Origin of the sequence: Vibrio diazotrophicus (assembly GCF_038452265.1) — a bacterium.
Classification (GTDB): domain Bacteria; phylum Pseudomonadota; class Gammaproteobacteria; order Enterobacterales; family Vibrionaceae; genus Vibrio; species Vibrio diazotrophicus.
Map to the genome: position 1 here is coordinate 3,075,849 of NZ_CP151842.1, position 23,358 is coordinate 3,099,206.

Genomic DNA, 23,358 nt, shown 5'->3' on the forward strand with positions numbered 1-23,358 from the left:
AAGAGATGACGATTGCCCTTGGCGTCACTCACTAAGGGCAATATAAAAAAGAATGGTTACTTCACCCGCAAGAGATGATGCGTCTGCTGACCAAAATGAAAGATACGAACCTGAGAACGCTGCATATCCTCGACCTGTTCTAGCATCACGGGAGTGTAATTACGACGCTTCATCCACTGTAAAGGCTCTTGAAAGCTATCTTCGTTAATAACAAAGGACTCATCTTTCAATCTTGATTCCGATATTCGAATCACCCAAATGCGCGAATGAAAATCTAACGCTCGTACAACCTTGCTACTTACTGCACTTTTCAACTGCGCTAATTTTTTAGACAGAAACATAGCTCGTTAAACCTAAACCGAGTTAGAGAGTCACACCAATATTGCTTACGCCTTCATCACGAAGTTCTTGGCGCAAATCTTTAATTAGATTGATATCACGACCTTCAGCTTCACGCAGAGGACGATAAATTGCCCACTGAACGTCCCATTCAGCACAAACGGCTTCGTTCTGCTTTTGGTTTTCGTTAGTGATCTCTTCACCCGTTTGAGCTTCTTCCAATTGAGCGACTGTAGTTACCGATATCTGGCTGACTTCTAACATGTTTTCAAACAGGTAGTCACGGTCCAGCAGGCCGTGTAGCAAGGTAGACAAAGCTACACAAGCATCGATAGCAGGATAAACAGCATACATATCGAAATCTTCAGAATTCGGGATAATCTCTTCTAATTTCTCTAATTGATGCTCAAAGTTCACTTTGGCCGTTTTGACTGTGAGCTGCTCCCACACGCTGTCTAAAATATCGCGATAAACACGGGCATGAGCAAATTCAGTATTTTCACAAAACATGGCATAGTTAGGGTACATACGCTCACACAAGCAAGCCATGAAGGTAATTTGTTGCCAAGGCTCGAACTTTTCTAGACGAACCTGTACAGGATTTTGGAGCATAAGCACTCAACCGTTGAGGAAAATAGACAGCGGAAGTGTACTGGATAACCAACGGGGAAAAAAGCCGCTCTTATGAACAATTTCACTCACAAGCTTTATATTTTGTCAGAACAAAACGACGTTTATCGAGAAAACGTTGAATCACTGATGCTTGAAGACTTGGTCATCACAGAACAAAGAGAAGAAGCGTCAATACTTTTGGCTGCGCCTCCCATGGCTGCGAAATACCTTGATGATTTCCCAAAGCTAGAATGGCTGCAATCCGCTTATGCAGGTGTGGATGCTTTAACCGCACCTCATCTTCGAAAAGACTATGAGCTGACCAATGTGAAAGGCATCTTCGGCCAGCAAATATCCGAATATGTTTTAGGTTACACAATTAGCCATTTCCGTCACTTTGCAAGGTATGAGAAGCAGCAAGCTCAACATCAATGGCAGCAACACTTATATCAATCCCTTGATACTAAGGTGATGCTGATACTCGGTACTGCCTCTATCAGTTCTCACCTCTCTTCAGCAGCCGCGGCACTAGGTATCAAGGTGATAGGCGTTAACACAACGGGCATTCCTGCAAAATCGGGGAAATTTCATGATACTTACCATATCAATGAACTCGAAAACGCCATGAAACGAGCGGATATCGTCGTTAATACCTTGCCAAATACCGCAGAAACTAAAGGGTTGTTAAACGCTAAAACACTGGGTTACTGCTCAAACGCTCTGCTGTTTAATGTTGGACGTGGTGCTATTTTGATTGAAGAAGATTTGATTCCTGCTATTGAACATGGGCATATCAAACACGCCTTTCTTGATGTGTTCATCAGTGAGCCACTAATACCAGAACACCCTTTCTGGGAACATAGCTGTATCACTATCACACCACACATAGCAGCCTTGAGTTTTCCACATCAGGTGGTTGAAATTTTTGCTCACAACTACCGTTTATGGCGAGATGGCTTCCAACTAGAAAATCGAATTGATTTTGACAAAGGTTACTAATGTTAGATCTTCTACTCAGGGAAATCAGAGCTTGTGATGTATGTGCTCACTCACTTCCCTTAGGTGCAAACCCGGTTATTCAGGCTAACAAAGAGGCTAAGTTGCTCATCATAGGGCAAGCTCCGGGAGTAAAAGTACACGAGACTTCTATTCCTTGGAATGACCCCAGTGGCAATCGACTACGAAGCTGGCTGGATATCGATAAAGAGACATTCTATAACCCAGAGAAAATTGCCATCATGCCAATGGGATTATGCTATCCCGGCAAAGGTAACAGTGGCGACTTACCGCCAAGAAAAGAATGCGCCCCACTCTGGAATCAAAGAGTGCTAGCCGAATTACCGAATATAGAAATGACCTTACTGATCGGTCAGTACGCGCAAAATTACTACCTACAAGATAAACCCGCAACCCTCACAGAAACCGTAAAGCAATGGCAAAAGTGGGCACCAAGGTTTATACCACTTCCACACCCTTCACCTCGGAACACCCTTTGGTTAAAGAAAAACCCTTGGTTTGAAGCAGAGGTTGTAGAGTATACCCGTGATCATTGAAGATGCTTGATTTTCGATAGAATCAGGATCATGCTACGAACCATGAAAATTACACTGACTCCTCAACAGAAACTGCAACTCGAACAAATGCACGACATTGAACGTGATAGTCGAGTTTGCGACCGTATTAAGGCTGTTTTGCTGGCTTCTGAAGGCTGGAGTCAGACTATGATTTCACAAGCTCTTCGTATTCATGAATCGACCGTTGCTCGTCATCTCAGCGACTACGTTCTTTCTGAAAAACTTAAGCCTGAAAATGGCGGAAGCCAAAGCAAGCTTTCTGCTACTCAAACCATGCACCTAATCGAGCATTTGACTGAGAAAACCTATTCTCATACGCATCAAATTGTCACTTACGTTAAAGAGACATTTGGACTGGATTACACGGTTTCTGGTATGAATAAATGGCTTCACCACAATGGTTTTAGCTACAAGTGCGTATTTCGGTGATTGCGATCGCTCGTTTCCCCCCTGTGTCAGCATAGTTGTCGCCTAGATTTTTAAGGAGATAACTATGCCAGCCAATCCAGTTCCAATTGATGTGAAAACGAAAGGCCAAACTTGGCTGTTACCACCATATAATTGGTCTCATCGAAGAATTGCTAAAGAATTAGATGTGAGTCCTTCTGTGGTATCTAAGTGGAGAAATGAACTTGTTGAAAGCGGCCTATTGTCTACAGAGCCGCCGTTAGAAAATACTACTACTGATTATTCAGCGGAGCAGAGATTTTTCATAGTGATTGAAACTGCAACAATGTCTGAACGCGAGTTAGCTGAATACTGTAGGTCTAAAGGGTTATTTGTCGATGACGTTAAAACCTGGCGAGCACTGTCTATCAAGGCGCAGAGTACAACATCGGCTTCAATGTCACACAAAGAAAATAAGCTACTACGTGATGAACGCAGAAAGGTAAAAGCGTTGGAGAAGGAGTTGGCACGTAAAGATAAAGCACTTGCTGAAACGGCTGCGCTACTGGTTTTGCGGGAAAAGTTCAATGCCCTCTGGGAAATCAACGAGGAAGACTGATTCCTATCTCAGAGCGGCTTAAAATAGTCACACTTGTTGATGAAGCTGTACGTAAAGGGGCAACAAAGACAAAGGCTTGTTCCACCGTTGGGTTATCAATACGAACGTTCCAGCGTTGGACACGGAACTCTGCCGAAATCACAAGTGATATGCGTCAGCATCCTCGGCAGCACGAGCCTCATAATAAGCTATCAGAAGCCGAAAGGCAGCAGATATTAGATATCTGCAATACACCAGAGTATGCCGATTTACCTCCGAATATCATCGTTCCAATGTTGGCTGATGAAGGCATTTACATTGCCTCAGAGTCCACATTTTATCGTGTATTAAAAGCAAACAACCAGCTAGGTAAGCGAACTCGTAACCAAGCTGGCACAAGTCCTTCTCGACCAAAGGTTCAAAAAGCCTGCAAACCAAATCAGGTATGGAGCTGGGATATCAGTTATCTGCCATCGAAAATACGAGGGAAGCACTATTACCTCTATTTGATAATGGATATCTTCAGTAGAAAAGTAGTAGGTGCAGAAGTGTATGATCAAGAGCTAGGCGAATATGCAGCGGAGTTACTCCAAAGAACAACATGGCGGGAAAAGTGTGTGCAAGGCAACATTACTTTGCATTCTGACAACGGTGCTCCTATGAGAAGTTACACCATGCTTGCAAAGATGTATGACCTTGGGATTGCAAGCTCTTACTCTAGGCCAAGAGTAAGCAATGACAACCCATACTCTGAGTCGTTGTTCAAAACAATAAAGTATTGTCCTTCATGGCCAATGGATGGGTTTTCTTCCATTGAAGACGCTCGGTGTTGGGTTGGTCATTTTGTTGATTGGTATAACAATGAGCATAAACACAGTGGCATAAAGTATGTAACACCTCAGCAGAGGCATTGCGGGGAGGATAATGAAATTCTCCGACAGCGTATGCAAGTCTACCGACGTGCTCAATTGACTCATCCAGGCAGATGGAGTCGGCAAACGAGAGACTGGAGTTATATCGATGAGGTGTACTTGAACCCTGAAAAGTGTGCAGCGTAATCATTCACGTTACTAAATTGTAAAAAAGACGACAACTTGCTTGAAAAATAGCGGAAATGACTGATCGGAATGCTCCGAAATATGCACTACAAGCAACCGAAAGGCGTACCACACAAGTTTGATGAAGCACAACAGCAAGCATTTATAGAGGCTTATGAAGCGTTAAAGGCAAGCTGTGGCAAGGATAAATCGATAGTCTTTATCGACGCAGTTCACCCAACACTATCAACAAAAATATCTCATGGCTGGATACGAACTGGTCAGGATAAAGTGATTGAAACAACGGGTAATCGTAGCCGATTGAACATTATTGGCGCACTGAACTTGTCGGATATTGGAGCAACCATTGTTCACAACGATGAGAGCATTAACAGTGAATCGATTGTTCGCTTTTTCTGTGAGTTAAGAAAGAGTTATCCCTTAGCCCATAAGCTTCATATCATCTTGGATGGTGCGGGATATCACCGCAGTGACTTAGTCAAAAATGCGGCGTTTGTCCTGAATATTGAACTGCATTATCTTCCACCTTACAGTCCAAACCTCAACCCAATCGAACGGCTATGGAAAGTAATGAATGAGAAGTCGAGGAACAACGTTTACTTCAAAAGAAAACGGGACTTCAAGGCGGCAATAGACCAATTTTTTGCAGTGACTCTTCCAGAGATCGCAGGCTCTTTGACATCTCGAATTAATGATAATTTTCAGGTTCTCAAGCCAGCATCTTCAAGTTGATTCGGTATATATGCGTAAGATGGTTATAGGTGTATTGTGAGGCATGCCTGAATGAGTTTATAAACGCTCTATACCTCCCCTTTTCAAGGGGAGGATAGGTGGGTTTTCCTCCACTAAACGTAAAAGAGTTACAATTCAGTCACCGACCTCACTCAAAATCAAATCAACCACACTATCTAAATCCGACATAACCTGAGAATTAGTTACCCGTAACACTTTCAACCCTAAAGAAATCATACATTCATCCCGAATTTCATCACTTTCTTTTGCTGAATTGGTGAAATGGCTATCTCCATCAATTTCAACAATCAATTTCTTCTTCGGACAATAGAAATCAACAATATATCGACCTATACCATGTTGACGTCGAAACTTAACACCTAAGTGATTATTACGAATACGGAACCACAATCGTTTTTCAGGTTCCGTCATGCTTGTTCTCAAACTCTGGCGAAGCTTTTTATATTGCGGAACATTAAAGATATTATTCATGACAAATTGCTCTTAGTTCTCCCCCTCAGATGAGGGGGAGTTAGAGGGGGTTGTTTCCACGATACTTATTAATAATTGCAATATTTATTAAGTTCCGTGGAAACAACCCCACCCAACCTCCCCTTCAAAAGGGGAGGTGTTTCATCACTCCACTACCTCATACCCTTTACTACGTAATAACTCAGCAAAAGCGAGCTTAGATTTAGACTCTCCGTGAATGAGATGAATCTGCTTAGGTTTGTTTGGTATACCTTCAACAAACTTTAGTAAGTCATCACTATCCGCATGAGCAGAATAGCCTGACATAGTATGAATATGAGCGTTTACTGACACTTCCTCTTCATCAATCCAAACTGTTTTGTTTCCCTGTTGGATACACTTACCTAGCGTCCCCTCAGCCTGGAAGCCTGCAAATATCACATCGGTTCTTTCATCAGGCAAAAGAGCTTTGAGATAATCCATAATTCTCCCGCCTTCGCACATGCCAGAGGCAGCTACCACAATCGCAGGTTCTCCTGTTGAAACCAGACGATTCACCAGTTCCTGATGCGCTTGATGGTCGCCAACCGTAATACATTGTTCAAACGCGAGTGGATGGCGATGCATTTTCAGACGTTGTTTAGCTTCCTCACCCCAAAGACTTCTGAATTTTTGATAAGACAAGGTGACCTTTTGCGCCATGGGTGAATCAAGAATGATAGGCAGTTTAGAATCGAGTTGGTGTTCATGAATCAATTGCTCGATATCGAATAACAACTCTTGAGTTCGACCGACACTAAACGCGGGAATAAGGATTGTGCCACCATCAGACAAAGAACGATCGATGATCTCTTTTAGTTTCTGAGACCTGTGCTCTACCCCTTCATGTTTGGCATCACCGTAAGTCGTTTCAATTACCAGATAGTCTGCTTTTTTAGGAGAAACCGGATCTGGCAATAACGGTGTGTTACTTGGACCTAAATCGCCAGAAAACACTACGAGTTCCTGATTTGGCAATTCCACTTCTAAATATGCAGATCCTAATATATGACCAGCCGGATTAAATCGGCATCGGAAAGTATCGACATCAATCCAGCGATAATAATCCACCGGATGAAGCAGACGAATGATCGCTTCAATGATTGGCTTTCGAGCTTCTAACGTTAGGCCTTGCTGAATTTTCAGCCCATCATCAAGCATTAACGGTACTAACTCTGCCGTCGCTTTGGTGCAGTAAATGGGTTTATCAAACTCCTGAGTGATGAGCCAAGGCAAGCGTCCGATATGGTCAATATGAGCGTGAGTAAGCACTAACGCTTTCACGTTATCTAAAGGAAATGGTTCGGTAAGTTGCTGCGCATCCGCGCCTTGAAACATACCGCAATCAATAAGAATCGAACGGTCACCAAACACGAGTTCGTGACAAGAACCTGTGACTGTGTTTTTACCGCCGTGATGGATGAGTTGCATTGCCAGCACTCCCTATCTTTGTCTTTAATATCAGAGTAATACTCAAGACAAAAATAGGAAGATTAGCATAGTGAAGTTGCGGAGGAAGTCGAGTTAAACTCGATCTCCAGATCCTTTACCTGTCGCTGTTTGGATTAAATAAGTGAAATAGTTCTTCATTGGCATAATAAATTTAGATAAAAACATTCACTTCGAGTAAACAAAAATGATCTATGAGTTTTACCAAGAGCATAAACGTATCTACTATGCTAAAGTGGTTATTAATACAACAAAATACCTTAATGCTAAATTGAAAACCTCAATATCTTTGATATTCAACCTAATCCTTTATACCAACACAAATTTTGCCTAAAAATGCCCAACCTTTTTAAAAAGGTAGTAATGGGTATTTATTCAACCACTTCAGCTTTAGTCGGAACCGAAAAGATCACGAGTGTAAACTTTATCTGCGACATCGGAAAGTTCTTGCGTCATTCGGTTGGAGACAATCACGTCAGACTTAGCCTTAAACTCCTCAAGATTTCGCATAACTTCTGAATGGAAGAACTCATCTTCTTGGAGTACAGGTTCATAAACGATAACCGTAATCCCCTTCGCTTTAAGACGCTTCATAATGCCTTGAATAGAAGAAGCACGGAAATTATCAGACCCAGATTTCATAATTAAACGATAAATACCAACTACTGAAGGGTTACGCTTTAAAATCGAGTCTGCAATAAAATCTTTTCTAGTACGGTTTGCATCAACTATCGCAGAAACAATATTGTTAGGAACATCCTGATAATTAGCTAGTAGCTGCTTAGTGTCTTTAGGTAAACAGTAGCCACCATAACCAAACGAAGGGTTATTATAATGGCTACCAATTCTAGGGTCTAACCCTACCCCTTGGATAATCTGGCGCGAATCCAAACCATGTGCTTCGGCATAGGAATCAAGCTCGTTAAAATAAGCAACACGCATAGCTAGGTAAGTATTTGAGAACAACTTAATTGCTTCAGCCTCAGTCGAGTTTGTCAGTAGCACGTCAATATTCTCTTTTACAGCCCCTTCAACCAACAGACTGGCGAACTCCTGGGCTCGTTCACTTTGCTCGCCTACAATAATACGTGATGGATGCAAATTGTCATAAAGGGCCCTTCCTTCTCTCAGAAATTCGGGAGAGAAAAGTAAGTTCTCACAGCTAAGCTCTTTTTTTATACGTTCAGTATAGCCAACCGGAATTGTTGACTTAATCACCATTATAGCTCGAGGGTTAATAGCCATAACATCATTAATAACTGACTCGACCGAAGACGTATTAAAGTAGTTAGTCTCGGGGTCATAATCAGTTGGTGTAGCAATTACAACAAATTGTGCATCTTGGTAAGCAAGTTTCTTATCAGTCGTTGCAACAAAATTGAGTAATTTACTTGATAAAAAATCTTCAATTTCAGCGTCAACAATAGGAGAGATTTTTTGGTTAAGGAGCTCAACTTTTTTTTCAATAACGTCTAACGCAACCACTTGGTGATTTTGCGCTAGTAACATTGCATTGGAAAGGCCAACATACCCTGTACCCGCTACAGCAATCTTCACAACTTACTCCATTTAACACTCACTTATGTGAGATATAGACTCATTATATCGAGTTATTACTGCTTCGAAACAATGATATTGAACGATTAGATTAACAAGCTCAGCTGAATATCATTAAACTGTGCTAGATGCATAAAGTACCACACAATGCAGACCAAACAAAAAACCTAGACCGCTGTATCAGTGATTTAATTCACCTAGTATTTATAGAATGATATCGAGCAATAGTAGCGCATTGACCGGCCACCCACCTACTAAGAATCGTACATACGTATTTTCCCGCATACGGCGCAAGCCTTTATCGACTAGCGGATGTGATTCATAAGCCGAGCGAATAAACTAACTTATTTAAGGTTGGCCCGGCAGGTCTTTGATTTTAACCTATCGAACATGATCCTAGCGGAGAGCTAGAGGTAATGTCGAATTGATGCACGTTGAATACCGACGAGTAAAAAGGCTCTGAGAGTATATTACTTAATGACTTCAATAACCTTGTGCTTGTCATCAACGATCATAACTTTTGGCTAATAGTAATTTTCAGAGCTTCAGCTTCCATTTTGTCATGTGTAAAACGTTGCAGCCAAGATCTCATGCTTTTGGCAAAGCTCCCGCTTGGGGATAGCAGCTTCCGCATCTTTTAAAATGGCAATGATTTGTTATTCATTGAATTACTTTTTCATATTCATCATATCCTTGATTGGATAAACATTACTAGTGTGTAGACTGGACTAGATTAAGGGGAACAATTCAAGATGAGAAGTCAATCTGGGCTAAAAATCTAGCTCAGATTAACCTGACAGGCACCGAGTCAAAAATGGATAACGGTCATATTACGTCTACTTTAGCTCACTCTAATGAACTATATCTGGATAGCTATCATTTTTATGAAGCTGCTGCCAAACTAGATCGCCGATACCATCGGTAGGATTAAAATCTGCAGGCGCTTCAAGTAACAACTTACGTATCTTATCATGATCAAAGTTATGGCATGCTTTATCTAATTCTTCTAAAAGCTTAACATACTGCTCTAAAGGAAGGAAAATTTCATTTGCCGTCATAATTTGCGAGTGAGCAGTTTCACCGACATTGTCGCCAATAAGTAACTCTTCGAAGAGCTTCTCTCCAGGACGAAGACCTGAAAACTCAATGGCTATATCTCCATAAGGGTTACTTTCATCTTTTACATCCAAGCCCGAAAGATGAATTAAATTGACCGCCAAATCTGTAATTCTTACTGGCTCCCCCATATCAAGAACAAACACATCCCCACCTTTGCCCATTGCACCGGCTTGTATAACTAACTGTGCAGCTTCTGGGATCGTCATAAAATAACGGATTATATCAGGATGAGTCACCGTAACTGGTCCACCACTCGCGATTTGTTTCTTAAACAATGGAATTACTGAGCCGGAAGATCCAAGAACATTCCCAAACCGAACCATACAAAAACGAGTACCACGCTCTTTTGCATTCTCTTGCTCAGCCAATGCTTGTAGAGCTAGCTCTGCCATGCGCTTGGTGGTTCCCATTACATTGGTAGGTCGAACGGCTTTATCCGTAGAAATAAGAACGAAAGACTCAACTTTAGCTTCTATCGCTGCTTTAGCTGAGTAGTAGGTACCAAACACGTTATTTCTAACCCCTTCCACAACATTGTATTCAACCAAGGGAACATGTTTATACGCAGCAGCATGATATACAGTCTGGACAGCGAAACTCTTCATTGTAGTAGCAAGACGATTTATTCTCTGAACCGAACCTAGCAAAGGAACAATTTCTACATTGAGGGCTTCATTCTCTATCAGAGTTGCAAGTTCACTATCGATTTGGTATAGGCTAGGTTCAGATAACTCAAAAAGGATTAAAACTTTAGGCTTTTGTCTAATAATTTGACGACATAGTTCAGAACCAATAGACCCCCCCGCTCCAGTGACCATAACGACTTTGTCTTTGATATTTGCTTCAATCAGAGCTTGCTGAGGAGCAACAGAATCTCTACCAAGTAAATCTTCTATTTGAACATCTTTTAACTCATCAATTTTGGCTTTTCCTTCAACAATATCTTTCATATCAGGAACAGTTAAAACTTCTGCTGAAAGGTGTACTAGAGAATCTAGAATCTCTTTTCGACGAGCCCTTGAAGCACTTGGTACAGCAAGTAAGATTTGACGCACGGAGTGCTTCTCAATTAGAAATTCAGCTCTACTAATACTTTTAACTTTGAGGCCCATAATAATGGTATTGTAGAGCGTTTTATCTTCGTCAATAAAACCTATAACCTTATGTGTATCAGAAGACCGGAGCGCTAATGCGAGTTGCCTGCCAGCCGATCCAGCTCCGTAAATCAGTACATTTTTCATTCCTTTACTGTTAGTTTGAGAAACCAAAACCCTGACAATTAAACGTGAGCCACCACATAGCAAGCATAAAAATGAACCGTAAATAATAGGTACTGAGCGTGGTACTGGTGCACCAAAGTAGAATGCTAAAACTGAAATGGAAACTGCTGAAATAATAGTACCGATACTAACCACAGCCAAAGCGTGGAATGTAAGATAGCGCAGAATAGCCCTATATAAACCCAAACGTGTGAAAGTGACAATGGTGATAATCAACGTCCCAAGCAACACATATTGGTTCAGGACATTTTCAAGAGACGCTATATGACCGACTCGAGCCCAGTACGCAGCATAAAATGATGCAACGATAAAAATGGTATCAATAACAACGCTAATCAGACGCTTATTGAAGCGGGATATCTTCCAGAGATTATTAAACTTAGCCATACTATCTACATAAATTAGAAATACCTTATATTACATAAGGCGTAAAAGAAAATTACTCTGAAAACTAATAATGTTAAACGTACTACTTAACTGCGTCACCTGCCCCTCTACCAGTTAATGTTATAACAATGTATTTAAAATAATCTTTAAGGGTTAACGAATCAATCATCTTTTTATCAGTTATGGCGAGTAAAGTTGGTGTAGACATATCAATATTTTGAATTTGAGCCAACCCAGTAATACCGGGGAGAACCTCATACACGCCTAATGCATCTCGTTCAGCAATTAGGTCTTTTTGACTAAACAAATTTGGCCGAGGACCAACTAAACTCATATCTCCCTTCACAACATTAATCAGTTGTGGCAACTCATCTATCTTAGTCTTACGCAAAAAAGAGCCAAATTGAGTAATAGAAGCAGAGCTAGCGAGATGGCTTGCCACAGATTCTGTATCTAATGACATAGTTCGAAACTTGATAAGTTTAAATGGCTTTTTCTTAAGCCCTACTCGCTCTTGAATAAAAATGGGCGCCCCGGTATCAAAAAGACCTATCAATATCACTAAAATGAATATTGGCCATAAAAAAAGCAAACCCAAAAAGGCTGCGAGAAAATCTATTAGACGAATCATGGTTCCCTATTTATTTTCTAGATTTCTGAAAAGTATCTGCGGTTTGTTTAAAGCCATCTTTAAGGCTTTGTGGTGGAAACCAACCGAGGGTCTTTTTCGTGTGTGTTATGTCTACTTGCAAAGAGCCTATGAGTCTATCTACAACATCAGATCTATTGAAAAGTTTACCTACAATCCAGTAACAATGCGGAGGCATAGGCAATTGCCAAGCTGGCTTACCAAGGGCAATGGCCATCTCTCTCACTATTTCAGATGTAGAAAGATCATAGTCGTCAGAAACCAAGAAAACTTGGTTCACAGCGTTTTTGTGCTCTAAGCATACTACTATTAGGTCAACTAAGTTAGTAACAGATACTAAACTCCTCTTATTCTTAGTTATGCTACCAAATGGTAGAGGAAAGCCTTTTCGAACTAGGGACATCAAGGATGAAAAATTGGCCTTTACTCCAGGACCATATACGAGAGTAGGTCGTATTATGACTATTTCTAGCTCGGTATCTTGTGACAATTTCAACAACTTTGATTCAGCTTCTGCTTTAGATTGCCCGTAGCAATCTTTAGGTGACATTTCATCATTATGAAAAAAAGGCCGACCAAGCATTGTAGAATCACCATTAACTTTAACAGAACTTACAAACACGAACCTCTTAACGCCGCACCTAGCAGCCTGCATTGCTAGATTGATAGTTCCATAAGTATTGACTTTGCGATATTCTTCAATAGGGTCAAAAGAGCTGTCATTCATAATGTGGACTCGAGCAGCGAGATGAACAATTGTGTCAACACCTCTCAAAGCTTCGGAGTAATCAGCGGTACTATCTATTGCTTGTTCGTAATATTGCGAGCTAGGGAAGTTGCAGGGTTTTCGCCGACCTAGCACCTTCGTTGTAGATAAATCTAGTCTCGCAAGTAACTCTGTTCCAATAAAGCCAGATGCCCCTGTAACAAGAACATTCATTTCAGCAACTCCAGGATAGTATTGTGACCGAAAAACCGCTCACATTCATACGGAGTATATTCCATATCTTTCGCTTTATTTATACAACACTCGATTTCACTTAAATCAAAGCACGAGATTGCAAAATTATTATTTTGAACGTACTTCGCCAGCTCAATCTGATGATTATCAGCACGCATCAAGTTAGGCACGACAACTAACCGCTTTCCTTGTTCAAGCATCGAATAAACTGAACCAGCACCTGCATGAGTAACGATCAAATCTGCGCAGTCTATATAAGTTTGGAAACTATCACTAAATTCAAATGAATCGAAGTTTCTTGGTGTATATTTATGGCTCGATGAAATCTGAGCAAGGATTTTTATATTTTCGTCATTTTTGAAGCGTTCATCAACAGCTTTGATTAAATCATCAAAGGCGGTTGTACCGACGGTAACTAATATATTCATACTAAAACCTGCCCACGTACTTCCCGTAAGGTATTGAATCTTTCAATTCGATATTTTGAATAAAGATGTTTTTTGTAAGATACCTCATAACCCGTGTTGTTATTGTCGGTGAATAAAACTTTGACCAAGTTTCAAAATGGATAATAGAGCAGCCTGCAATTTTAGCTGCCACTCCAGCAAAAATTGCAACCCCAGGACCAAAAGAAACCAATGTAGACACCTTGTTTTTTCGAAGAAATTTATACGCGCAATAGGTGTTCAACAAAAATTTAATAAATGATACGGTTTCTCCAGAGTACTTATCTCTAAATGGCCCCAAAGCCAAAAATTTTCCGCACCAAGCCGGAGAATCTCCCTCATCAGTTATACCATGAAACATTATATCCTCGTCATAAGAAAAAGTCTTATAAAACCTATTCGCCTGCTCTCTATGACCACCACAACCAAATACGATAGCAATATTTTTCATTTATATTCTCATTTATCAAAGTAACGTTCGAAAACATGGTAAAGGTCGTCTATCACTTTGACCGAAGAGTAATTACTTGCTACATCTAGCGCTAGTCGACTAAGTTTCAAATAATCCTCACTTGAAACCTTCCTAGTTTTGTTTAGAGCTTCCAAAAGGTCGTTAACATTACCCGGTTCGAAAAAAAATTTACGCATATCTGATATAATATACTCTTCCGTGGCTCCTGCTGTTGTGGACAAAACTGGTATACCACACATCATTGCTTCTATAGGTATTAAACCTAGACTTTCAGGGACTCGAGAAGGAAATACTAGAAAATCAATTGAATTATAAATTTCAGCTAACTGCATTTGACTCGTGCCTTGTATTAAGGTCACACCTGTCATAGTTCTAACCATTTCCTTCAGCTTTACTTCGCAACTGCCGCTACCAACTATAAGAAGCTTTGAGGTTTCATCAATACACTGAAACAAGCGGAATGCTTCAATCAAGTCGAATATACCTTTCTCTTTTTCAATTCTCCCTACATACCCAAAAGTATATTTTTTTTGTACACTAGGCAAAACATGGAAAACCGAACAATCAACCCCTCCGGATGGGCTAACGACGACCTTTTCGTTCGCCACGCCATAATTTTCAGATAAGAAGTTTTTAAAATAGTCAGACGGAGAGACAATTAGTGTCGAAATATCCAATATTTTCTTTGAAAGAATAACCTTGCATTTAGATAAAACATTATTGTCAATGGGGAGAACATCACTTCCATGAACATTTGATACCACTATAAGCTTTTTCTTGGACTTGAAGAAAGAAGCCAAAATCAGACCAAGGGAAGAATGTGATGTATAATGAACGTAATGTACATCCCCCTCAACGGCCCTAATGCCCGAAATAAAAGATCGCATAAAGAACTGTATATAAGCTAAAGTTCTAATGAACTTATTAGATGTAAGTTCATGTAAAGAGATCAGAGATACATTACAACCTTTCCCCTTAAACCCTTCCAGCACATTCCTAACAAATGTCCCTTTAAAGGGTTTATATTTTGAGGGATAAAGGTTTGATACAATTTTCAATTTCATCGTCTAAACTTACGTTGATAAGAGCCCAAAATGCACTTCAGAAAAACTTTAAAGTCTAGCTCAAGAGGATATTTGTAACACTGACCAGTAATGAAAAGACGAAAAAGGTGAGTGCGAGGAAACGAATTTGAAGAGTAATTAATAATACGGTTGAACGTAAACACCGCAATGGATTTTGCCGTCATCAAAGCACGAATCTTATTTAGCCAAACTTCCGCAGGTACGGGATCTACCGATGATGATATCCTCCTTCCCTTATCCTCATTTGTCACATCTACTAGTACTGCCTCAACAAAAGTAAATTTAGCATAGTGTAGCTTTTGAGCACGGATGATGAAATCAGTGTCTTGGAACCTTTCTAGACTAGAGTCAAATCTTACTTTCTTCGCAAAGCTAGCACGCATAAAAAGTGAGGAAGTCTGCATTGCTTGATTCTCTACGAGCAAATATTCGTCCACATTATTGTTATTGTTGAAAGCATATAATGGTTTAGCGCTCCCCCTATCATTTACTTTTGAGTAAAGCACCTCTTTTTCTTCAATGTATCTACTAATACAGGTCTCGATCTTTTCAGGTACCCAAATGTCATCGGAATCCAAAAATGCAATGAATTCGCCGCTTGACGCATCGATTCCGGTATTTCTTGATGCTCCACCATGCCTATTGGTCTCGTGGCGGATATATTGAATGTCCAAATCATATCCATCAATTAGAGTTTTAAGTGCTACGCTGTCGTCAGAGCAATCGTCAACTACAATCACTTCAATATTTTTATATGTTTGACTAGCTACGCTATCAAGCGTGCGCTTGATTACATGAGCCCTATTATATACAGGAATTACAACTGTAACTAACATTCAACAACTCTACTTATAAAGGTGGACTAAACCGGATGCTAAAGATAGCAAATACTAGTAACAACAAAAAGCCTCCTGACGGAAAGGCGTCTCATATAATCAAAGAAATCTAGTAACAAAGACACACTTCTAATCTCAAAGTCCCCGTGATAACCATGAACAAACAACGTTATAACCATGCAGGACAAAATAAATCAAACTCTCTCATACATCGGTTTACGGAGTTGCGAGTATATGTTCAAAAAGTTTAGTACGTCTGTTATCACCTCGACTATATAACTTCAACGCTATCATTCAGCTCAATGAACCTATCCATATATTCAATTCCGTTAATATTCAACAAAATTGTTTTACATCCAAATTCAACACCTTCATACAAGGCAGTCGAGAAAACACCAACCTGATATTCGGAAGAAGCAAACAATTCATATAAAGGAATTTCATCTTTGATTATTGTTACATTTTCAAGAGCGGACAAGATCTTAAGAGATGGATAACTAATGTAACTATCAAATTCGCCCGGATGTAACTTATAAAAAATATCAGCATTATCAAATAGGTGTATATTAGTCAAAAAGTGATTGGCTATCTCTTCACCAATAGCGCCTTGAGATATAACAACAATTTGATTTTCGATTTTTTCTAAGTGTCTAACCCTGGACTTTTCGTGTTCCAAAAATCTAAATTTATCAATTACCATGTTAGAATCAGGTATAGGCATTTCTATCAACTCTTTCCAATATTGATTCCAAACATACATCTTATCGGGAAAATAATCTAAACGCTTTTTCCTTTTTGGAAAACTATAGCCTAAGTGATATTGGCTAAAAGTACCGTGCTGTAACTCTATGACTTCCATATCACAACCTCGGGCAGCACTAATTACGGGAGCATTAAAATAAGAAACTACGATATAAAGAGTCTTAGCTTTAATTTTTTTAAATACTATTCTGTAGATAGTGTCTTTTGCAATAAAATCTTTTAAAGTACCAGCGAAAAGAGATGTCAAATTTATTTTATAACCAAAAAAAACAGAGAACTCTTCTTCCACTAAGGATAATTTCTCTTTTTCTTCATCGCTCATTTTTACATTAATGGTTTTTGCATAGAGGTTTGAAAATAGACTAATCCAATCATTATGATGAGAAAACTTATATTTTCTCTTTTTATGAAAACCATAATTAGGAGATTCTAACTCTGTTAGTTTTACTCCATCTTTCAATAGGTCATCAATAAAAAATTTAGTGTAGATATCAATACATTCACCATCTACTGAAGTAACTCTAGGGTGAGAAAAAACGACAACATCACTTTTCGAAAGAGTAAAGTAGTTATGACTAAAAACTGTTTTCAATAACCAATAAAGCTTCTTCAATATTCCAACATCATTTATATGACAATGAGGTTCTTGCAATGCACCGGATTGTATCGAAAGCATATAATATATCTTCATCCGATTACACTGCCATATATTTACTCCGCTAATCTGAAAATCCAACAATCCATATTTCTCTTCAATATGCCAGATGAATTCACAAATTTCCTTGATAGTATATAGTTTTCTACTCAATGAAACTTACCTTCGCGTTTAAGTCTTTCATAATGAACTGTATCCATTTTATAAAGTTCTTGTACCGGAATAGAACACTATGAGGCATTTTATATAACCACACTCCGATCCAACCTGAAAAGTAGCACCTTCCAAAATTGCGCTCCATTCGTTATTATAACAAGCTCCTCTAGTCAAACTCTTTCTTCGCGCTTGACGTCTTTAGTAATGATTTATCTTGTAGTCATATAATTCCTTTTATGATTTCAATCCCCAAGGCATTGGATATATTTTATTAGATACATACCAAGCAATAACAAGAAAAACTAGCCATGTCGTAATAAGAGAATAAGCTGAACCAAATAAACCAAACCTGTCAATCAGATAATAACTAAGAATCAAAGAAACAATTGAACAAAATGTTGTTAATAAGGAGAGGATATATGTCTTCTTAGTATAAATAATGTAGTTAACTATCATAAAATAAAACCCTTGAAGTAAAAATGCCGTAGATATCAAGGGAAGAAGTTCTTTAGCTTCCATGAATTTTTCGTTAATAATAAAAACTAAAAAATGAGGAGATAATGATATAAAAGACAGATAAAAAACAAACATAGCCAACATTGTTTTATAAGTAAGCTTCACTATTTCAATCTTATTTTCCATTGAAGGATTATTATTAAGCTTTTCGTATAAAATAGGGGACAATGCTTGATTAATGGAGGTAAAAACAATCAGAGTTGCACTTGAAACTTGAAATGCGACACTATATATACCTACGGCATCCGTTCCGAGATGACTAGCTAAAAATATTCTACCAGACATAGATAATAAAACACTCGCTATAGCATGGGGTATAAAAGGAACACCAAACATCAGTGCTTTCTTAAAAATGTCAAAATCGAAGTAAAAGCGTAGTAAGTCAAGCTTAATCAATAATACTAACGCAATTATTGAGAAAATAAAATATGATAATAATATTCCATATAATCTTCCTTGCCATGATAAACTGAACGTAACAATCAATATAATAGATAAAGAAAGGTTTAGTATTGTCAGAGATATTTTATATTTTCCATAATTAAGAGGCTGTTTCTTAGCCTGGAAGATACTCATAACTATAGTTGGAATGGCTTGTACGAAGACAAGTACTGGTATTATAAATAAGAAATCATTAGGTATAGGAAATTTTAATGATATATATTCACTGAATAAATAAAATAATAGTTCTAGAAGGATTAGTGAAAATATTGGGATATATATTATAGAGCTAACTAGGCTCTGAAGTTCAAAATGTGAAAGCTTACTAAATTCAATTTTTACCAACCCGCCAGAATTAAGCATTACTAAGGGCAAGGAGATTGCTACCAAAACTTGAATTAGCGATAAAACTCCATAATCAGAAGGAGATAAAAAGGTTGTCAATATAGGTAATAACATAAATGGAATAGAAGCATTTATGATGTTAACCCCTGCATACGACATCACTTGTTTCTTTATATTCATACTAATTTTCTATATGGGATTTCAAATAATTATTTAGCGCATTGATAGTATATAACCTGTCGATCATAGTTAGTTCATATTTAGATTCAAGTAACGTTAAATCGATTTTAAGCCGGTCAAGTAACGCTACACTTAAACTATCTCTTGAGTTAATTTCATATAGTTTTTTCAACTTCTTCTTATTAGTTCTATATCTAATGAACGATAATATATTATTAACAAATATTAGCCGTTTTAATTTAGATGCAACAACAACCTTTACAACACTAAAATAGGAATTGACTGCTGATAGTGAATTAATAGGGATACCTTCTAGACATGGGGCAAAGTGAATAATCAACTTATCTTGGAAAGTGCCACCTTTTAATTTTTTATCATCCATCATAAGTATTGGATTTACTAAATGCCAATCCATAAAAGGGTGTAGAACACCACCATAAATTGACGATAGCGATACATTTACCCCACCCCATATCCTCATTTTGTCGATTGTGTAAATTAAATTTGTATGTTGGTTGTTACTATTTATTTTGGGATACTTACTGATCTCAGAGATTACGAGTTTTTCATACGTTTCTGTATTGAATAGTCGATCTATTTTCTTCAGCTGATAATATTCTTCCAGACTACTTTGGTTGTAATTTGCACGAATAACCTCTCCACCATAACCCCCGATTACTAAATCAATTTTATTGTACTTATTTCTTAACCTTTGCTGGAATTGCTTTGACCTGAAAATATTTCTTCCAATATTAGTTGCATGTAGTAACCAGCCAATATTAAGATTCTTTATTGGTGTATTATGAATTATATCTAAACCTATCCCCAGTTTTTTCGATATAGTTTTAGAAACAGAAACATCTATTCCACCATCAAACTGGTTAGGATTAGTATTCGCACAAAAGTCTTTTATACAGTGATGTGAACAAGATACAACTAATCTTGTGTCATAACCAGCCGACAAGTCTGAAGTGATCTTGCCCTCAAATTTATTTATTAGCTTAAAGTAGCTACTTACTCTTTCAATATACTCTGATTCGGTTAGCTTCTCACAATCGTAATTATAAAAATTCTCCTCTGATACACTCCCACTTGTTATTGAAAGTTTATTACCTAAACCCAATCTTTTTATTTTGCTAAATACTGTAATTCCACCTACAGTAGACTCTCTATTTAAGAACTGTTTAACTCCTGCTTCTGAAAAGCTAGTATTCCCTGAAGAAATGGAAAGTTGAACTATATCATCTGAGATATGAAAATAACTTGATTCTGGAACATAGTAAACATTAAGCATCCCAATCTTATCTGTAACCACCGATATACTATCTTTCTCTTCAATAATAAAAGTATAGTGACCATATAAGCCATTTGACTGTATCTTTTTAAGTTCATCTAAACTTGAAATTTCATTTAGAACAGATTCTCCAAAACCAGATTTACTAAAGAATGTCCCAAAGCCAAAAATATATCCGTTATCTGTAACCTTTTTTAACACCTGCTTAGTGTAGCCCGAAGAGACAATGATGTTTGCATGTTTAAGATTGAAACAGAGGGAGCTTCCATATAAATTTTTCCAGCTATTTTCAATTAATTCACACTTACTTTTATCATTTGTAATATAAAACATTTTTATCCTTTATTTCATTTGAATCAAAATACAATATGACTCCGAAACTTGTAACCGTTTAAAAATCCTGCCATTTTTTATCCTGAATACGAGAACAGTAAAATTTCATATCTAAAGCTAGCTTATAAACAAATGAGTATAGAACTTAAACCTTTTTAATTTATAAAGTATTAAGTTTTCATCTATAAGCAATTATTCTTTAGCAACTGTAGTGTCTAGAAAATTCCAACCGGAACAATTATCGCTCAAATCAACGTAATCTGTAATTCATATTTCATGATCTCGGAATAAAAATATTAAACTATATTAAATCTCGTTCGCTAGCGAAAATAGTAAAACAACTAGTTTTAACCACATCTAGGTTTCAAGGTAATAATAAGACAAATTTTTTCATCAATCTATAGTTACTATTGATCGCACTTCTTGTTAGCCCTAACCTTGGTAAAGAGTTTTTGAGTTCATAATCAAGTGTCCTTAATATCTCATTAGGCATGTCGTCATTTACTACAAATGAAGAACTTAGATTTAGCTTGTTTAAAATCTTACTATAAAGGCTTGTTTTAACCAGCTCGAATCCATTGACAATAATACCACCAAATACATCCTTAAGTGCTTTTCCTCTACCATCCTCTGTAATTAATACTGATAACTTAGAAACACTCGTCATAAATATGTGGGCATGAACTCGATACCCAATATGAATATCACAATCAGAGTAATGACCTATTAAATTTTCGGCCGATCCTGCTATGTCTTTATAAGATATATCATTATCCTTTAGCCAATTAATGAATGCTAAGTGCCCAGACAAATGCCTTTTAGTTGCATTATGTGTTTCTAGAAAACTGGCCTCTGTTGAATGATGGAATATTACTTCGAATTTTTTTGATTTTCGGAAATATTCTTTTAGCTTCAAAATTGTTTCTTTCATTTGTAGATCCATCTTTTTAGAAGTTAAAAAAGATACACCAAGAGAAAAAGAAACATTGTTAATTTTTTCTGGAAGAACTACTGGTTCTGTAAAACTCTCCTCAACATAACTAGCAGGGCAGCCTGTCATAATTACATTATGATATCCGTAACTACTCAACACATTCAGAGTATGATAATCCCTAACGCTGCTAGTTAATCCATCGTCAGCTATTCTATCCAGCAAAGATAGTGTATGTTCAGATAATGGGTAGTTTTTAGTGTCATTCCAGTTACCCGATAGAGATTTCCATCCAACTCCCATCAGGGAAATTTTTGTTGTGATTTTAGATAAGTCATCAACTAAAGGATAAATTTCTGGATACATATTTTTTTGTAATGCAGGTCCCCCCATCAATAATAATGCTTCAGCCCCATTAACTAATTCTAGAGTAGCTTCATCAAATGGCTTCCAGCCATCGAGATCAATAATGTCTCGATCTGGTCTAAGTTTACCCAAAAGAGCTTTCGCTCTATACTTTATAAGAAAATCACCAGCGTTATTTTTAGAACCAGTCAATATTACGTAGTATGCTTTTTTTTTCATCTTAAGTTAACCTAAAAACCAGCAAGTACTTTGCTGGTTTCGTAGTTTGAATTCTAATATCTATCATTAACTAAACCATATCCCAAGTAAGAACAGTATCTTCCTGCAAGTCTTGTTTTACGGCTCTTCCTACAACTATCCCAATATCGTCAGGACTAATACCTGTTCCTGGTCTTTTGGTCACCAAATGTTGAGTAGTAATTTTCTCGCCTTTTTTTAAATCGCTAGCTAAAACAAGAGATCTGCGAGCTTCTCGTCTAGGAACCATTTCGCACGGCAGTACGGACTTAATTTCGGCACCATATACCTGTCTTATAAGTTCAAAATTTTCACTTGCCCGCTTAAGATCATTACAATCCATAGAATGATAATGATCGTTGCCAGGCAGTGATTTGTCCAAAGTAAAATGCTTTTCAATTACCGTAGCGCCAAGCATATAAGAAGCAGTCAATATTGCCATAGATGGATCAGGTAGAGTATGATCACTATATCCAATTTTTAATTCCGGGAAGATGGCTTTTAAATGTTTAATCATTCCCAAGTTTGCATCTATATTTTTAGTCGGGTAAGAAAGAACACAGTGCATAACACATAGCTCCGTACAACCTGCTTCTAATATTACCCTCACTGCTTTTTCAATTTCTGATATGTAAGCAGCCCCCGTTGATAGATAAATTGGCTTGCCTTTTTCAGCGATATACTTGATAAAAGGTGTATTTGATAAGTCAGATGAAGATATCTTATAGATATCAATCATATCATTAAGATAATCGGCTGATGCATAGTCAAATGGAGTCGACATGAAGTCTATCCCAATCTCACGACTGTAATCGCATAACTCTTGGTAATCTTCTTTGTTAAAGCTGTCATGCTTTTTAAACAAGCCATGTTGAGTTGGAGTTGACTCTTTCGATAAATCCCAGTAAGCAGGAGAGTTCTTTGATACAATCGTATCAGCTTTATAAGACTGGAATTTAACAGCATCTGCACCATTTGCTTTTGCTTCCTTTACATAAAGCTTTGCAGCTTCCATCGGAGTGATATTTAATGATTTCGCAGTATCAAAAAAGTTAACACCAATTTCAGCAATAAGATAAGGTTTATCCATG

Annotated in this window: 20 protein-coding genes and 2 pseudogenes; 5 read left to right on the plus strand and 17 right to left on the minus strand. The window is 37.9% G+C overall.

What is annotated here, in order from left to right:
• Positions 1 to 56 precede the first annotated feature (56 nt).
• Together AAGA51_RS14230 and AAGA51_RS14235 are read right to left on the minus strand one after the other, a co-directional pair.
• A complete protein-coding gene (locus AAGA51_RS14230; RefSeq protein WP_174435431.1) occupies positions 57 to 341 on the minus strand; it encodes a hypothetical protein in 285 nt (94 codons plus the stop codon).
• Positions 342 to 363: 22 nt separating this feature from the next.
• Entirely contained in the window at positions 364 to 951 is a 588-nt protein-coding gene (locus tag AAGA51_RS14235; RefSeq protein WP_042489894.1) for a YjaG family protein, read from the minus strand.
• 72 nt (positions 952 to 1,023) lie between these two features.
• Here AAGA51_RS14235 and AAGA51_RS14240 point away from each other — a divergent pair, with 72 nt between their 5' ends.
• The 5 genes and pseudogenes from AAGA51_RS14240 to AAGA51_RS14260 form a co-directional block, all read left to right on the plus strand.
• The gene (locus AAGA51_RS14240; protein WP_042489892.1) at positions 1,024 to 1,950 is read left to right on the plus strand and encodes a D-2-hydroxyacid dehydrogenase; all 927 of its coding nucleotides are present in this window, start codon (positions 1,024 to 1,026) and stop codon (positions 1,948 to 1,950) included.
• Positions 1,950 to 2,504 carry a uracil-DNA glycosylase family protein gene (locus AAGA51_RS14245; protein ID WP_042489890.1) on the plus strand — a complete coding sequence of 185 codons (555 nt, stop codon included), beginning with the start codon at positions 1,950 to 1,952 and terminating at the stop codon, positions 2,502 to 2,504. The genes AAGA51_RS14240 and AAGA51_RS14245 overlap by 1 nt, the downstream gene beginning before the upstream one ends.
• 42 nt (positions 2,505 to 2,546) lie before the next feature.
• Positions 2,547 to 2,939, plus strand: a pseudogene (locus AAGA51_RS14250) (helix-turn-helix domain-containing protein); the annotation flags it as partial.
• Between the two features lie 79 nt (positions 2,940 to 3,018).
• Positions 3,019 to 4,568, plus strand: a protein-coding gene (locus tag AAGA51_RS14255; protein WP_415679612.1) for an IS3 family transposase whose coding sequence is annotated in 2 segments (ribosomal slippage) — positions 3,019 to 3,487 and positions 3,487 to 4,568 — 1,551 coding nt in all. Because the reading frame shifts where the segments join, the coding sequence is not laid out codon by codon here.
• A gap of 87 nt (positions 4,569 to 4,655) precedes the next feature.
• Positions 4,656 to 5,300, plus strand: a pseudogene (locus tag AAGA51_RS14260) (IS630 family transposase); the annotation flags it as partial.
• Positions 5,301 to 5,435: 135 nt separating this feature from the next.
• Here the strand turns inward: AAGA51_RS14260 and AAGA51_RS14265 are convergent.
• The 15 genes from AAGA51_RS14265 to AAGA51_RS14335 form a co-directional block, all read right to left on the minus strand.
• On the minus strand, positions 5,436 to 5,792 hold the full coding sequence (locus tag AAGA51_RS14265; RefSeq protein ID WP_042489884.1) for an endonuclease domain-containing protein: 357 nt from the start codon (positions 5,790 to 5,792) through the stop codon (positions 5,436 to 5,438).
• Positions 5,793 to 5,936: 144 nt separating this feature from the next.
• Positions 5,937 to 7,241, minus strand: a complete 1,305-nt coding sequence (locus AAGA51_RS14270) for an MBL fold metallo-hydrolase RNA specificity domain-containing protein (RefSeq protein WP_042489882.1) — start codon at positions 7,239 to 7,241, stop codon at positions 5,937 to 5,939.
• 408 nt (positions 7,242 to 7,649) lie between these two features.
• The gene (locus tag AAGA51_RS14275; protein ID WP_042489879.1) at positions 7,650 to 8,816 is read right to left on the minus strand and encodes a nucleotide sugar dehydrogenase; all 1,167 of its coding nucleotides are present in this window, start codon (positions 8,814 to 8,816) and stop codon (positions 7,650 to 7,652) included.
• An 851-nt stretch (positions 8,817 to 9,667) separates the two neighbouring features.
• The gene (locus AAGA51_RS14280; protein WP_042489877.1) at positions 9,668 to 11,602 is read right to left on the minus strand and encodes a polysaccharide biosynthesis protein; all 1,935 of its coding nucleotides are present in this window, start codon (positions 11,600 to 11,602) and stop codon (positions 9,668 to 9,670) included.
• Between the two features lie 82 nt (positions 11,603 to 11,684).
• Positions 11,685 to 12,233 (minus strand): sugar transferase, encoded by a 549-nt coding sequence (locus AAGA51_RS14285; RefSeq protein WP_042489875.1) that lies wholly within the window; start codon positions 12,231 to 12,233, stop codon positions 11,685 to 11,687.
• Positions 12,234 to 12,243: 10 nt separating this feature from the next.
• Positions 12,244 to 13,191: a UDP-glucose 4-epimerase family protein gene (locus AAGA51_RS14290; protein ID WP_042489872.1), complete on the minus strand. Its 948-nt coding sequence runs from the start codon at positions 13,189 to 13,191 to the stop codon at positions 12,244 to 12,246.
• The gene (gene pssE / locus AAGA51_RS14295) at positions 13,188 to 13,640 is read right to left on the minus strand and encodes a PssE/Cps14G family polysaccharide biosynthesis glycosyltransferase (protein WP_052404638.1); all 453 of its coding nucleotides are present in this window, start codon (positions 13,638 to 13,640) and stop codon (positions 13,188 to 13,190) included. The genes AAGA51_RS14290 and pssE overlap by 4 nt, the downstream gene beginning before the upstream one ends.
• 1 nt (position 13,641) lies before the next feature.
• The gene (locus AAGA51_RS14300) at positions 13,642 to 14,109 is read right to left on the minus strand and encodes a hypothetical protein (RefSeq protein WP_052404637.1); all 468 of its coding nucleotides are present in this window, start codon (positions 14,107 to 14,109) and stop codon (positions 13,642 to 13,644) included.
• 8 nt (positions 14,110 to 14,117) lie between these two features.
• On the minus strand, positions 14,118 to 15,194 hold the full coding sequence (locus AAGA51_RS14305; protein ID WP_042489870.1) for a glycosyltransferase: 1,077 nt from the start codon (positions 15,192 to 15,194) through the stop codon (positions 14,118 to 14,120).
• On the minus strand, positions 15,191 to 16,051 hold the full coding sequence (locus tag AAGA51_RS14310) for a glycosyltransferase family 2 protein (RefSeq protein WP_042489868.1): 861 nt from the start codon (positions 16,049 to 16,051) through the stop codon (positions 15,191 to 15,193). The genes AAGA51_RS14305 and AAGA51_RS14310 overlap by 4 nt, the downstream gene beginning before the upstream one ends.
• Positions 16,052 to 16,322: 271 nt before the next feature.
• A complete protein-coding gene (locus AAGA51_RS14315) occupies positions 16,323 to 17,621 on the minus strand; it encodes a hypothetical protein (RefSeq protein ID WP_042489866.1) in 1,299 nt (432 codons plus the stop codon).
• A 237-nt stretch (positions 17,622 to 17,858) separates the two neighbouring features.
• On the minus strand, positions 17,859 to 19,106 hold the full coding sequence (locus AAGA51_RS14320; protein WP_042489864.1) for a lipopolysaccharide biosynthesis protein: 1,248 nt from the start codon (positions 19,104 to 19,106) through the stop codon (positions 17,859 to 17,861).
• Position 19,107: 1 nt separating this feature from the next.
• Positions 19,108 to 20,733, minus strand: coding sequence for a hypothetical protein (locus AAGA51_RS14325; RefSeq protein ID WP_042489863.1), 1,626 nt, complete (start codon positions 20,731 to 20,733; stop codon positions 19,108 to 19,110).
• Positions 20,734 to 21,097: 364 nt separating this feature from the next.
• On the minus strand, positions 21,098 to 22,249 hold the full coding sequence (locus AAGA51_RS14330) for a polysaccharide pyruvyl transferase family protein (RefSeq protein WP_042489861.1): 1,152 nt from the start codon (positions 22,247 to 22,249) through the stop codon (positions 21,098 to 21,100).
• A gap of 70 nt (positions 22,250 to 22,319) precedes the next feature.
• Complete coding sequence (locus AAGA51_RS14335) at positions 22,320 to 23,357, minus strand: N-acetylneuraminate synthase family protein (protein ID WP_042489859.1); 1,038 nt, start codon at positions 23,355 to 23,357, stop codon at positions 22,320 to 22,322.
• Position 23,358: the final 1 nt, after the last annotated feature.